The 13500-nt window shown below is 41.3% G+C and carries 11 protein-coding genes; 2 read left to right on the top strand and 9 right to left on the bottom strand.

Annotated elements, in window-relative coordinates; all coding sequences use genetic code 11:
- Positions 1–36 precede the first annotated feature (36 nt).
- Positions 37–1023, top strand: a complete 987-nt coding sequence (locus ACVCDT_RS01205) for an endonuclease/exonuclease/phosphatase family protein (protein ID WP_447130914.1) — start codon at positions 37–39, stop codon at positions 1021–1023.
- Between the two features lie 27 nt (positions 1024–1050).
- Here ACVCDT_RS01205 and ACVCDT_RS01200 read toward each other — a convergent pair whose 3' ends face one another.
- From ACVCDT_RS01200 to glmU, 8 genes are all read right to left on the bottom strand, one after another.
- Positions 1051–1848, bottom strand: coding sequence for a substrate-binding periplasmic protein (locus tag ACVCDT_RS01200; RefSeq protein ID WP_447130913.1), 798 nt, complete (start codon positions 1846–1848; stop codon positions 1051–1053).
- A 128-nt stretch (positions 1849–1976) separates the two neighbouring features.
- Positions 1977–2810, bottom strand: coding sequence for an alpha/beta hydrolase (locus ACVCDT_RS01195; protein ID WP_447130912.1), 834 nt, complete (start codon positions 2808–2810; stop codon positions 1977–1979).
- A 140-nt stretch (positions 2811–2950) separates the two neighbouring features.
- Positions 2951–3763, bottom strand: coding sequence for a formyl transferase (locus ACVCDT_RS01190; RefSeq protein ID WP_447130911.1), 813 nt, complete (start codon positions 3761–3763; stop codon positions 2951–2953).
- 235 nt (positions 3764–3998) lie between these two features.
- On the bottom strand, positions 3999–5312 hold the full coding sequence (locus tag ACVCDT_RS01185; RefSeq protein WP_447130910.1) for an ATP-dependent nuclease: 1314 nt from the start codon (positions 5310–5312) through the stop codon (positions 3999–4001).
- Positions 5313–5418: 106 nt separating this feature from the next.
- Positions 5419–6045, bottom strand: a complete 627-nt coding sequence (locus ACVCDT_RS01180; protein WP_447130909.1) for a hypothetical protein — start codon at positions 6043–6045, stop codon at positions 5419–5421.
- Positions 6046–6792: 747 nt separating this feature from the next.
- Positions 6793–8625, bottom strand: coding sequence for a glutamine--fructose-6-phosphate transaminase (isomerizing) (gene glmS / locus ACVCDT_RS01175; protein ID WP_447130908.1), 1833 nt, complete (start codon positions 8623–8625; stop codon positions 6793–6795).
- 13 nt (positions 8626–8638) lie between these two features.
- The gene (locus ACVCDT_RS01170; RefSeq protein WP_447130907.1) at positions 8639–9406 is read right to left on the bottom strand and encodes a DeoR/GlpR family DNA-binding transcription regulator; all 768 of its coding nucleotides are present in this window, start codon (positions 9404–9406) and stop codon (positions 8639–8641) included.
- Positions 9407–9544: 138 nt separating this feature from the next.
- Positions 9545–10903, bottom strand: coding sequence for a bifunctional UDP-N-acetylglucosamine diphosphorylase/glucosamine-1-phosphate N-acetyltransferase GlmU (gene glmU, locus ACVCDT_RS01165; protein WP_447130906.1), 1359 nt, complete (start codon positions 10901–10903; stop codon positions 9545–9547).
- A 271-nt stretch (positions 10904–11174) separates the two neighbouring features.
- Here glmU and ACVCDT_RS01160 point away from each other — a divergent pair, with 271 nt between their 5' ends.
- Positions 11175–12599 carry a sensor domain-containing diguanylate cyclase gene (locus ACVCDT_RS01160; protein ID WP_447130905.1) on the top strand — a complete coding sequence of 475 codons (1425 nt, stop codon included), beginning with the start codon at positions 11175–11177 and terminating at the stop codon, positions 12597–12599.
- A 6-nt stretch (positions 12600–12605) separates the two neighbouring features.
- Here the strand turns inward: ACVCDT_RS01160 and ACVCDT_RS01155 are convergent, their stop codons facing one another.
- Positions 12606–13499: a DMT family transporter gene (locus ACVCDT_RS01155; protein WP_447130904.1), complete on the bottom strand. Its 894-nt coding sequence runs from the start codon at positions 13497–13499 to the stop codon at positions 12606–12608.
- Position 13500: the final 1 nt, after the last annotated feature.

Genomic DNA, 13500 nt, shown 5'->3' with positions numbered 1-13500 from the left:
TGGTTAATTTATCTTATTAACTAAAGAGCTTCTGTTATGTTAACCATAGCCACCTACAATGTTGAAAACCTCGACGATAAAAGTAGCCGCTCAACCCCTTCTTTAGCTCAGCGTATTCCGGTGCTTAGAGGCATGATAAACCGAATGAATGCCGATATTTTATGTTTGCAAGAAGTGCATGGCCAAGAGTTAGAAGGTCATACGTCTAGTGATCCCAAACGAGAGTTAAGTGCCCTCGAAACCTTAATAATAGACACGCCTTATGCGCATTATCATGTTGCCCATACAGTCACATCTGATGGCGAAGCATACGATAAACGTAACCTAGTGGTGTTATCTAAGTGGCCCATTCAAGCTGTTCATCAAAAAAAACACGATTTATTAGGTAAGCCCGAGTACCGCAAAATAACCGCAGAGCCCGAAGAACAGAGCAAAGACATTAGTTGGGAAAGACCCATTTTGCATGTAGAGATTAACGTGCCTAACTTAGGTTTAGTGCACCTAATTAATGTGCATTTAAAATCGCGCATTGCCTCAAATGTTAACGGCCAAAAACACAACCACTACACATGGAAAAGCGCAGCGGGTTGGGCAGAAGGTTACTTTTTATCTTCGATAAAACGGGTTGGCCAAGCATTAGAAACCAGAATGTTAGTTGATAGCCTATTTGCCCTAGATCCTCAGGCCAAAATAGTAGTATGTGGCGACTTTAATGCAGCCCCTGGCGAAGTACCCATAGAAGCAATATGTGGCAGAGTAGAAAATACCGGCAACCCAGAATTGCGCGGCCAAGTATTATTGCCTTGCAGTTTGGCCATAGCCGACTCAATGCGTTTTAGTCATTTACACCATGGTAAAGGTAATTTGTTAGATCATATTTTAGTGTCGCAAACTATGTATTACAGCTTTACTCAAGCCATGATATTTAACGAAAGCTTACACGATGAAAGTTTGCCCTTTGCCTCAGATGTAAAATATCCCGAGTCAGATCACGCGCCTTTTGTGGCTATTTTTAATCCTTAATAACGCAAACCTCTATGGCGAAAAAGGCTAGTCACAACTCACTAATTTAGGAAATTCAGGTTTGGGTGAGTGAGCTAATAACGACTGCTGGGCTGCGCCAATTTGCTCAAAAGCTAACAAGTGTTTGTCTAATTGCTGTTTAACCTCTTCCAGGGCAGGGCGCATTACTATCACTAACTCAATTTTGCTGGTGGCTTGTGGCGATTGATGAATAGCTAGGTGGCAAAATTCGTTATCTGAAAACACCTTAGTGGCATTGTAGTTGTTTAAAACCGCATAATCACAACGGCCTTTAGCCAACATTGAGCCAATAGTTTGGATGCTGGTTGAGTCAACACGTTTTACATCAGCTCTTGCTAGGGCTTGCGTTAAGCCGGTATAAACAAACTTTTGTTGGGTGCAAATACGTGCATCTTTTAACTTGTCTACCGAAAAATCTGCGGGAAAGGGGCTTAAGCTATACAAATAAGTTAAATGTTGCACTAAGGGGCGAGTGGCAATGAGCTTATCTGGATTAATTAACCAGCCCTTATGAGCCAGATAAAAATCTAATTTGCCATCTATCACAAATTGTTCGCTGCGCAATTGATTAGAGTCAACAAAATTGACCTTAAACTCAGATTGTTGAGCACTATCGGCAAAAAAGTCGGGGATCAGGCCTACGTAAGTTTGGTTAGCATAATCAAAGTACAAATAAGGAACAAAACCCGGGGCATTGACTGCAAATAAGTAAGCTTTGCTATTTTGGGCTTGCACAAATATCACGGCCATACTGGTTAATAGTACAGTTAATACAGTGATGAATTTACTAACAGAGTAAAGCATTAAACTAATCAGCTACCTGGTATGCTTGGCCTAACCTAAAGGCACTTAATATAAAGTTAGCTCAACGCTACAGCAATTTAGCTAAAACAACACTTAGACTAAAGTTGTATAGGGCAAGATGAAGCACCTTAGTTTTGTTTAAACACCCAAATTAACCCATCTCTGAACACCTCTGGATTTGCCGACAAATGATTATGTTTAGCCAGGTGCACAAATTGTCTTGGCCATTCGGGGGCTTTGTCTTGCCAATAGCTTTGCCAATCTAAAGTAGGTTGGCGAAATATAGGGGCGTCAAATTCAGCACTGCTGATATAAGCAAGAGGGCGCTGTGTTCGAGGGGCTAAAGGCTGTTTAAAAAAGTCTAGGTTACGATGAATGGCAGGATTACTGGCTATGACCGCATAAAACGGCGCGCTGCCATACATGCTGGTGTATAAGGCAAATTGCCCGCCCAGTGATTGCCCAAATAAAACCTGTTTAGATTGATCAACCGCATAACGAGACTGAACAGCTGGCATAATCTGATCAGTAAAAAATTCATCAAAGGCTTTTGCACCGCCCCAACTAGGTTTTAGCTCACTGGGCGCGGTAAAGTCGGTGCTGCGGTTATTACCATGAGAAACCACCTGACTACCATAACTTATACCCACAATGATCATTTCGGGCACATCTTGAGCAAAGGCTAAATATTGGTAATAAGCCGAAAAAAGTGGAAAGTTGGTGCCACCGTCGAGTAAATACAGAGTAGGGTAAGACTTAGGGCTATTAGCATGCTGCACTGGTACACGCACAAACATATGGTATAGCTGCTTAGTATCATCAGCTTTGGTTTTGCTAAGGGTAAAATATTCTACCTGCCCCAAACCATAGAGTTTATCCCAAGCTACTGCTGGCTCTTTGGCCGCTGCCGTATTCAAAACCAATAATAAAACTAGGGTAAAACCAACAAAACATTTAAGCATAATTTTTACTCTTATGAGGTGGTGTTACTTAGCAGTATCTATTGGTTTGTAAAACTTATCTAGGGTATGGGTTAAGTCGATGATTAAATCCGATGAATAACCCGCCGCTTATTGCGCAAATACTAAAAGAAGCAGTTAGGTTAGCCTGACTCCACTAACCCATAATGTTGTACTAAAAAGGCCAAATAGGCCGACTCATCCACTAAGCTTAGGCCGTTTTGTGCAAACTTAGCTAAGTCTTGTTCGTTAGGAAAACTATAATACTTGTCGGTTTTTGGTTGGGTGTTTAATGGTAGAGCTTGGTTAGCATTAAGGGTACAAACAGCATCTATTAAGTCTTGTACTCCTTGGTTATACAAGGCTAACACATGGCATAAATACGACTGATTTGGGCTAACCTTCATGCGCGAAATTTTTACGACTTTGCCCGTATCTATACTGGCATCATCAATAGTATGTAAAGTGGTGCCAATTTGTTTTTCGCCATTTAACAAGGCCCAAAATGTTGCCATTACCCCACGGTAATCAGGCAAAATGCCCGAATGTAAATTAAGTACCCCAAGTGGCGGAATATCAATACAAGGCTGTTTTAAAATGCCGCCAAACCGAATACAAATAATAAGATCTGGGGCGATGTTTTCTAAACGCGCCATGGCTTCGGGCGAATTAATGGCGTTTTCTTCTAACAGTGTTGAGCTTAAATAACCCTGTAAACCTTCAAAGCCAGTAAACTTAGCTTGTGGGGTATTCGACAACAAAGGACTAAGTAATTGGTTAAACATATTTTGTTCGAAAAACTTCAAGCGCGACAAAGGCGCAGCTAAAGCCTTTTTACCCCCCACCTTAGCCGATAACCAAAGATGCAACTGGTGTTGCTCTGCCAGTTGGGGCACCAATAAATTCAACGCATAATTACTGGCTAAATCCTTGTTAGATAAAATCAGAATGTTCATAAACTCAGGCCCTTAAACTCACACGGCTTATTTGCAACAAATATACACCTGTTTGCTAGCACAACTGCGCTTTTTGTTAGTGTAATTTTATATGAGTAAGTACTTGCTGATGATTGGATTGTTCGAGTTATGCTAACCAGTCTTGTATTGAATAGCCTGTTATTTGGGTTTTGTTGTAACCTACTCAAGTATTTACATATCAGAAAAACCTGCAATGGGTAATAAAATGCTTTGGTTAGCTGACATGCCCATCAACTATGGCCATAAACTTCTCGGAAAACTCACCATCCATGGGAGTATCTGCTGTGATAAGTTTACACACCTTATCTGCTAACTCAGCTTTTTTGTAGGAGATACCATTCCTGGCTATATCATCTCCAGAAATTAATAATTCTCCTCCTTCACCAAAAATCTTAGCCATTATTGATTCTGGATAAAAATACTCGATTCCGTTTTTGCTCCAGATAACGATATTTTGTGGCAATACACCCATAGCTTCAAGAGTCCCGCGAAGTCCGGATCCATGCACAGAATCAAGTACAACGACTATCCGATCTCGATATGGACTTTTTTGAATATCCGTCAATAGATTTTTGGCAGTGTTAAGTACCTCTTTGATTCTGCTATCAGAATTTGCACTTACTACACTAAATTGAACATTAGGATATTTTTTTGTGAGAATTTCTCTAATAAATGCATGATCTGATTTTCCTTCGACCAAAACAATTAGAGAAGGGAGATAGAGAGTTTCGAATCTATTTCCGAGGAGAAAGAAATGAATTTTGTTAAATTCTTGCTGCGTAGCCACCTTGCCAACAGAAATTTCATCACCTGCTTTTTCAATAGTGTAGTTATTACTTATACGCTTTCTATCAAGAAATACCGTCGAATGCGTGGCTAAAACTAATGTCTTGATATGTGGAAAGTAATTTTTTCTGTGCTCTTTATCAAATAAAAAATCAGCTAACACACCCTGTGCCTCAGGACTTATCCCTAGCTCGGGTTCGTCAATCAAATAGGTATCATAGTCATCGTCTAAAAGACTTGTAACTAATGTAGTTATCAGTCGAAACCCTGAGCTTGTATAAGATATGTTATGCCCTTCAACTGATATAAATTTTTGGGACATATCATTATCAGGAACGGTGTATCTAATTTCTAATTTACTACCGAGAAGTAACTCTATAATCTCCGAAAGCGTTTCACGTTTTTTATCTGTTAGTTCAGCGATTGCTTGCTGAAGATTGATCGGAGAGTTATCAATATTCTGTTGTTGTTGATTCCATTGATTTATGAAATTCCGCCACTTGTCATCCTTTTTATTCCTATTAGGAGTGTAGTGACCAAGTACATGGAAGTTGTGATAGCGAGCAGGCCCAAGATAAGAAGCATTTTTCCCCCATCTTTGTGTCAACGTTTTGAGTAGGAAGGACTTACCACAGTTATTACGTCCAACCAACACTGCGTACTCTGATTCTCGAATAGCTTTAAGAGATTTTTCAGCGTCATCACTAAAGTGTGTTGCTGGTTTTTGATCGAATTCGTACATATCTTTCCATGTAAGCTAACGCCTCATTCAGAGGTAAAAAATAGTTGGTTAAAATTAGCGACGAAGGAGCAAAAACCAACTGTTTTTTGTCCTTTGGAATGACTTGTTAGCCATCCATTTGCGTCGGAGTTTTTAGGTTATCATGATGTAATAGACCATCACTTCGTCTAAATTTACCAAGTTCTTGCGCCCAAGCGTAAGCAACTACTAATAAATTTTCGGCTAACTCTCTCATGCACTCTGGTGTGAAAAAAGAATTCTCAGGACCAAGATCCGTATTTATAAACTCTAAAATATTGCCGTGACAAATATTATTGCGTAAACGTACTAATTCAACATCAACTCTATTGGGTTTTACACTATCAAGTTTTTCCATAAAGCCAGATTCACTTGGTAAAGCCAAAAAGCCAACTGGAATACCAAGTTCATGTGCTTGTTTAATTAAGTTATTACTTAATACTTTATATGGCGATAGCTCTGGCGGTGCTGTCCCCTCAGTACTTACTTGTGAAATAGTTACTCTTAAGCTGGCTTCAAAGCCATTTAATAACGAAGATATTCCAGGAACATAAAAACCAGATTTAATTGCATCTAAGCCTTGTACGAAGAACCAATGAAACTCAGCAGCGCACATCCATTCAAAAAAATGATTTCGTTCTTTTGACCAATCACCACACTTTTCAAAGTGTTCTGTTACATGTTGAAAATGTGCTTCATCTAGTTCGGCTGGCACTGAATTCTCCTTGGTTGGCTAACAGTTTATTACGCGGAAGTCGGGTAAAATACAAACAGTGCGTTTATACTCAGATCGAAATTCCGATAATTTTTTTTACAGCATTTCATAAACTTAATGATTTGGAAAGGGTAATTTAATATCCGTATTCGTCCAGCAAAGAAAAAATTGGATTGGTGTAAAGTTTTTAAGAGCAGTTGTTTTTGGTTCTACAGTAGAAAGGTGATTAATTCAAAACCTTTAATGTAGTCAAAAAGAGCATCGGCTTTGCCGATATCCGCTTGTTTTTAGTGGCTCCGCCACTTCTTTCCCGCCTTTAAAGTTTCAGCAAAAAATAGCTTATTTTAAGGGCAAATGGCAAGGACGCCATTTGAGCGAAATCCGAATGGAACGATATTTCGCGACCTTAAAATAAGCTATTTTTTGCGGTTAAAAACTTTAAGCGGCGAGCGGCCTTTCTTGCTTACTTCTTTTGGCTGTTGAAAAGAAGTGAGTCGCACAGAAGGCGGCCGCCGCGCGGGATTCTGTGTGAAAAACATCAGGGACGATGGCGCGAAGCGTGCTTTAAAAAACAACAGCATTGACATTGTCTAATGTGATTTCTCAGCTGTTTGCAGTAGGTTCTCGCCTTCGCGAGAATGACGAATGGCGACTGACGGATAACGGGGTATAAACCTAAAGGATTAGTGGTTGGTTTCTCAGTAAACCTAATTTACTGGGGCACCTAACCACTTTCCATCACTATCTTTATTCAACAGTTACACTTTTTGCCAAGTTACGTGGCTGGTCTACATCTGTGCCTTTTATTACGGCCACATAGTATGACAATAATTGCAGCGGTAAGGTGTAAACAATAGGGGCAACTGGTGCTTGGCAGTGGGGTACGTTGATCACTCGCATAGTGTCGTCGCCTTTAAAGTTGGCTTGTTTGTCGGCAAACACGTACATAATGCCGCCACGGGCGCGTACTTCTTCTACGTTTGATTTAAGTTTTTCTAATAATTCGTTGTTTGGTGCCACTACTATTACTGGCATTTCGTCGTCGATTAGCGCTAGTGGGCCGTGTTTAAGTTCGCCCGAGGCGTAGGCTTCGGCGTGAATGTAGGAGATTTCTTTTAGTTTTAAGGCGCCTTCCATTGCTATGGGGTATTGGTCGCCTCGGCCTAAAAATAAGCTGTGCTGTTTATCGGCAAACTCTTCGGCTAAGTCTTTAATGCCTGCGGTTAGGTTAAGGGTTTCTTCTAACTTGGCAGGTAAGCTGTGTAGCGCGCTAACTATGTCGTCGTGGTCGCTTTGGCTCATGTTGTTATGTTGACCTAAGGCTAGGGTCAGCATTAAAAAGCCGGTTAGCTGAGTAGTAAAGGCTTTGGTTGAGGCTACCCCAATTTCGGCTCCAGCTAAGGTCATAAAGGCTAGATCAGATTCGCGTACCAAAGACGAGCCAGGCACATTACAAATGGTTAAGCTGGCAGCATAACCTTGTTGTTTGGCTAATCGTAAGGCGGCTAAGGTGTCGGCGGTTTCACCAGATTGCGAAATAGTGACTATTAGGCTGTTTGGGTGAACATAAGACTTGCGGTATCTAAACTCAGAGGCAATTTCTACATTACAAGATACATTGGCATATTGCTCTAACCAGTAACGTGCGGTCATGCCTGAGTGATAACTGGTACCACAGGCAATAATTTGAATATGCTTAATGTCGGCTAGAATTTTGTCGGCATCTTGCCCAAAAATATTGGCACTGATGCCAGTTTCGCCCAAGCGACCTTGCAGGGTATTGCGAATAACCGCAGGTTGCTCGTGAATTTCTTTTAACATGTAGTGGCGATACCCAGCTTTGTCGCCCGCATCGTGCTCTACTTCTGAGTCTATTATTTCGCGCTCAACTTTGTTGCCGTTAAGGTCGTAAATAGTTATAGAGGTGCGGGTGATTTCGGCTACATCCCCTTCTTCTAAAAACATAAAGCGGCGGGTAACAGGTAATAATGCCATTTGGTCTGAGGCAATAAAGTTTTCGCCTATGCCTAAACCTATAACCAGTGGGCTGCCCGAGCGCGCCACTATCATGCGATTTGGGTCTTCTTTGTCGAGTATGACAGTGCCGTAAGCGCCATGAAATTTAGCCACGGCATTTTTAACGGCTTGTAATAAGTCGCCACAGGCGTCGAGCTCTAAGTGAACTTGGTGCGCTATGGTTTCGGTGTCTGTGTCTGAGGTAAAGCCGTAACCTTTTTGAGCAAGAGATTCGCGTAAGGCTTGATAGTTTTCAATTATGCCATTGTGCACAACTGCAATTCTTTCGGTTGAAAAATGTGGGTGCGCATTGGCTTCGGTAACGCCGCCATGGGTTGCCCAGCGCGTATGAGCAATACCAGTTGAACCTTTAACTGGGTTGGCATGCAAAGCGTCGGCAAGTTCTTTAACTTTGCCAATACGGCGAGTGCGGGTGAGATTGCCTTGGTTATCGACTAATGCCACGCCTGCTGAATCGTATCCACGATATTCTAGGCGTTTAAGTCCTTCTAATAAGATTTCTACTACATTACGTTCGGCAATTGCCCCAACTATCCCACACATATTATGCTCTCACTTATGCTAATGGCGCGCAGAGAACCTCTACACCCTGTTGTTCAATTTGTTGTTTTACGTTGTTTGGAATCTGATCGTCTGTTACTAAAACCGATATCGCGCTCCATGGCAACTCTACATTTGGTATTTTTCGTTGAAATTTTTCTGACTCAGCCATAATCACCACTTGGTTCGACACTTGGGCCATGACTTGGCTTAATTGAGTTAATTCGTTAAAGGTAGTGGTGCCTTTTTGCGGATCTAAGCCCGCTGCGCCAATAAAGGCTTGGTCAAAGTTGTATTCTTTTAACACTAATTCGGCCATTTTGCCCTGAAACGAATGAGATTGGGTATCCCAAGCGCCGCCTGTCATTAGCACTCTATGCTGGTTTTCTTGTTCAAGTAAAAAGTTAGCCACTTGCAATGAGTTGGTCATTACCAATAAGCCGGTTTTGTTTTTTAATTCGTCTAACAAGGCTGAGGTAGTGCTGCCGCTGTCTATTATGATGCGGTTGTGATCTTTTATTAACGAAGAGGCGGTAGCTGCAATAGATTTCTTTCGAATCGAAACTTTTTCGCTAGATAATTCAGACGCACTCACAGGCAACAATATGGCGCCACCAAACTTTCTAAGCAGCAAACCATTGTTTTCTAACTCTGCTAAGTCTTTACGTATAGTGACTTCAGAGGTTTCAAAGCGTTTAGCCAAATCATCTACCGACACTTCACCTGTTTGGTTGAGTCTTTCGATAATGGCACGGCGCCGATGTTGAGTGTTACGTTTTTGCATGGCTGGATATTAATTTCGAAACGAAAGAAATTCAAGTTTTTATGTTATGAAATGTAATTTAGGTGTATGAATAACTAAACTTATATGAGCTGGTGGTAGGGTGCATAGCTAATCTATGCACCCTTTAGCATTAAAAAATTACTTTTTTTCTGGGCGTTGCCAGTTGCTTAGGTTCTTTTGTCTGCCGCGGGCTATGGCCAATTCGTGATCTTCTACATCTTTGGTAACCACAGAGCCTGCACCCACAGTGGCGTTTACCCCTATTTTAGCTGGGGCAACTAAAGCACTGTTTGAGCCAATAAAGGCGCCATCGCCTATAACAGTTTTAAACTTATTCACCCCATCGTAGTTACAGGTAATAGTGCCGGCACCAATATTGGCCCCTTCGCCTACTTCGGTGTCGCCTAAATAGGTTAGGTGGTTAGCTTTAGAGCCTTTACCTAAGGTGGTTTTTTTCATTTCTACAAAGTTGCCCACTCTGGCTTGTTCTTTTAATTCGCTGCCAGGGCGCAGTCTAGCAAAAGGCCCTACGTTGCAATGTTCGCCTACTATGGCTTGCTCAATAATAGAGTTAGCATGAATAGTGGCATTATCAGCAATGCTACAGTCAATTAATATGCAATTTGCCCCTATGCTCACATTCGAACCAATTTTAACCTTGCCTTGGATCACCACATTTACATCTATGCTGGTATCTTGACCTACTGTTACTTCGCCTCTTAGGTCAAAGCGCGCGGGATCTAACAAAGCTACCCCTTGGGTCATTAATTCTTGGGCTTGCTCTAATTGGTAGGCGCGTTCAATAGCCGCCAACTGAATGCGATTATTTATGCCTTCTACTTCAATGGGGGTAGCAGGCTGGGCAGCTTGAATGGTTTTACCTTCTTTGGCGGCCATTTCGATTACATCGGTTAAATAAAATTCGCCTTGGGCATTGTTGTTATTCAGGGCTGATAACCAGCGCTTTAAATCTTTGCCGCCCATCATCATCATGCCGGTGTTAATTTCTTTAATGCGTCTTTGTTCTTCGCTGGCATCTTTGTGCTCAACTATGGCCACAACTTGCTCGCCTTGGCGGATAATACGGCCCAAGCCAGTTGGGTCTTCTAGTTCAACCGTTAGTAAAGCTAAATCGGCTTGTTGTTTTACGCTAATTAATTGCTGCAAAGTAGCAGGCTTAATAAGCGGGGCGTCTCCCACTAAAATTAATACATCTTCATCGTCTTGAATATGCGGGGCGGCTTGTTGCACTGCATGGCCAGTACCTAATTGTTGATCTTGTAGACACCAAGACAAGCTGTTTTGTTTAAGGCTTTGTTGTAATTGTTCGCGTCCATGGCCATAAACAAGGTGAATATTGTTAGCGCCTAAGGTATTCACTGTGTCAATTATGTGTTGCACCATAGGTTTGCCACCTATGGGGTGCAATACTTTTGGCAAAGCTGATTTCATTCGAGTTCCTTTGCCTGCAGCAAGAATGACGACGGAAAATGGCATGGAGTGAGTCCTTAAAAAATGAGTTTACAGGTTTGCGATATTCTAGGTTTTTTGTGATCTAGCGTCAGCATCACTGGCCTATTGTTTGTTATATAAAATACTAGAATAGCGGTTCTAATAGTGAAAATTTACTGTATTTTACCCTTAGAATAAAAAATAAACTTATCATAGATTACGCGATTCACGAATTCTTGGTTATGATGAAGAGGGATAAATATTTGTTAGTTAGTGATTTTTCAGTAAATAAACAAAATTAAGAGCAGGGCAGCCAGTGAATATTTTTCGTACATTACATAGAAGTATTTTAATTCTGTTTACTGTAGTTGTGGTGTCAATCGTCACTTTAGTACATTTCAGTGTGTCTAAAATGGTGGCCGAACAAAGCCGAGCTCAACAAGAATCTTATTCACCTGCGCATAAGTTGGTGGTTGAACAACTCATGCAACCTTTGCATATTTCGCAAACCCTAGCTAAATCTCAAGAATTAATCGATTTAATGCGTGCGCCGCACAATAACGAAACGCAAATCTTTAGCATGTTAAAGCGGCTTAACCGCGAGTTTTCTCTCAATTTTTTTATCGCCAGCGAATTAAGTCGAATTCAATACGATTCAACCGGTAAAAGTCTTGAACTAATCGAAGGAAAGGTTGATTGGTATTTTAGGTATAAAGCCCAAGACACAACGGCCATGGCAGATATTGGACAGTGGCAAAACCCTCAGTTTTATATAGATTTAAAAATTTACGACCAACAAGGCCAATTTTTAGGGGTGTTTGGGGTAGGCAAAAGTCTGCAAGAGTTTACTGAAGTATTTAGCGAATATAAAAAGACCTATGGTTACGATTTTATTTTTGTTGATCAAAATAAAGACATTACCTTAACCTCTGATCCTGAGTTATTAATTCAAGGTGTGACCTTTAAAAATTTAGCCGACCTAGCTTGGTTTCAAGCCTTAAGCGAAGAACAACAGGCGGCTTCGTTAAACAACCTATTATTACAGGTAAATGGTCAAGAAGCGCTGATCGCTGAATTGAATATTCAGCCATTTGACTGGACCCTATACATCATTACCCCCTTGCACTTACGCCAAACCGAAATTAGCCGTGCCTTTATCATTAGTATAGTCACCTTGTTAGTGGTGATTTTTGGGCTGTTTTTATTGATTTATAACTTGTTGTATTACTTCAAAAAAGACATTCAAAAAGTGAAGGAAATAGACATACTCACAGAGTTAGCAAACCGCAATAATATTTCGCTTAAATTTGAAGAGCTGATGTACGAAAAGCACTCTGTAAGCCTAGTGTTAATCGACCTTGATAACTTTAAAGCCATAAACGAAACCCATGGGCGCAAAGCCGGTGACATAGTGCTTAGGCAAGTGGCTAACATGTTGCAAAGCCATATTCGCCCAGATGATATTTTAGGTCGCTGGGGAGGCGAAGAGTTTTTATTGTTATTGCCTAATACAGGCCCCCACGAAGCGGTAGAGATATGCCAAGAGTTGTGCACTAAAGTGTCGGCTATGACTATCACCACAGGCACTATTTCAATTCAAATTACTGCAAGTTTTGGGGTGTCTTTTACTGCTACCCCGCGCACTATGTCTGAGGTTATGGCTGCCGCAGATGACGCTTTATTTGCGGCCAAACGCGATGGTCGCAATTTAGTTAAAATGCAATTAATTGAGTCAGATTGATAGCCCTTAAACCACTGACTTTTGCCACCTTTTGGATTTAATCAGGCCAGTGGTTAAGGCTACCCCTAGCAAAATAAAGCTGGCGCCAAGCCACATCAATACAGTTAAACTTTCTTGTAAAAACACTATTCCCCATAACACCCCAAATACTGGGATCAAATAAGCCACAGTGATGGCTTTTTCAGCGCCTATATTGGCAATTAGCCTAAAATACAAAATGTAGGCTACAGCTGTGCACAATAAACCTAAAACTAGCACTTGCCCCCAACTTTCTAAACTAGGGTTAGATTGCGGCCAAAAGAATAAACTTAATGGAAATAAACTCAGCACCGAAAATACCTGGCTGCCTGTAGCTATAGCCAAGGCGTTGACCCCTTTTAAATATTTTTTGGTATAACAGGCGGCTAAGCCATACAAAAAGGTGGCACATAAAGCTGCCACTATGGGCAGCCAAGCATTGACCGCCTCTATGGTGCCGCTGTTTTTAGCTAGGCTTAAAACCACTACCCCTATAAAGCCGATTATTAAACCAAAAATACCAATATGCGGCAGATTATCTTTTAGCCAAAAGTATCCCACTATGGCACCAAACATGGGGGCAGTGGCATTTAAAATAGAGGCATAGCCGGCGCCTAACGAAAAAGCACTGTAGCTAAGTAAACAAAACGGAATAGCGGTGTTGGTTAAGCCCACAAAAAATATTGCTCGCCAATGAGTTAACACTTGAGGCATTAATTTGGCGTAGATAAAAAAGGGTAACAAGGCTAATGCTGCAATACCTGTGCGCAAAGTAATGAGCATAACAGGCCCAAATTCGCCTGTGGTGGTGCGCATAAATAAAAATGACGCGCCCCAAAGAGCGGACAAAATGACCAGTTCGAAAAAGTATTTAATTGGCATA

It is taken from the genome of Paraglaciecola aestuariivivens (assembly GCF_052983255.1).
This window is presented reverse-complemented; position numbering and strand designations above follow the sequence as displayed.

What these genes read in the sequence shown, in the direction of transcription:
- ACVCDT_RS01205 (WP_447130914.1), top strand. Translation starts at nt 37, where the DNA reads ATGTTAACCATAGCCACCTACAATGTTGAAAACCTCGACGATAAAAGT.
- ACVCDT_RS01200 (WP_447130913.1), bottom strand. Translation starts at nt 1,848, where the DNA reads ATGCTTTACTCTGTTAGTAAATTCATCACTGTATTAACTGTACTATTA.
- ACVCDT_RS01195 (WP_447130912.1), bottom strand. Translation starts at nt 2,810, where the DNA reads ATGCTTAAATGTTTTGTTGGTTTTACCCTAGTTTTATTATTGGTTTTG.
- ACVCDT_RS01190 (WP_447130911.1), bottom strand. Translation starts at nt 3,763, where the DNA reads ATGAACATTCTGATTTTATCTAACAAGGATTTAGCCAGTAATTATGCG.
- ACVCDT_RS01185 (WP_447130910.1), bottom strand. Translation starts at nt 5,312, where the DNA reads ATGTACGAATTCGATCAAAAACCAGCAACACACTTTAGTGATGACGCT.
- glmS (WP_447130908.1), bottom strand. Translation starts at nt 8,625, where the DNA reads ATGTGTGGGATAGTTGGGGCAATTGCCGAACGTAATGTAGTAGAAATC.
- ACVCDT_RS01170 (WP_447130907.1), bottom strand. Translation starts at nt 9,406, where the DNA reads ATGCAAAAACGTAACACTCAACATCGGCGCCGTGCCATTATCGAAAGA.
- glmU (WP_447130906.1), bottom strand. Translation starts at nt 10,903, where the DNA reads ATGCCATTTTCCGTCGTCATTCTTGCTGCAGGCAAAGGAACTCGAATG.
- ACVCDT_RS01155 (WP_447130904.1), bottom strand. Translation starts at nt 13,499, where the DNA reads ATGCCAATTAAATACTTTTTCGAACTGGTCATTTTGTCCGCTCTTTGG.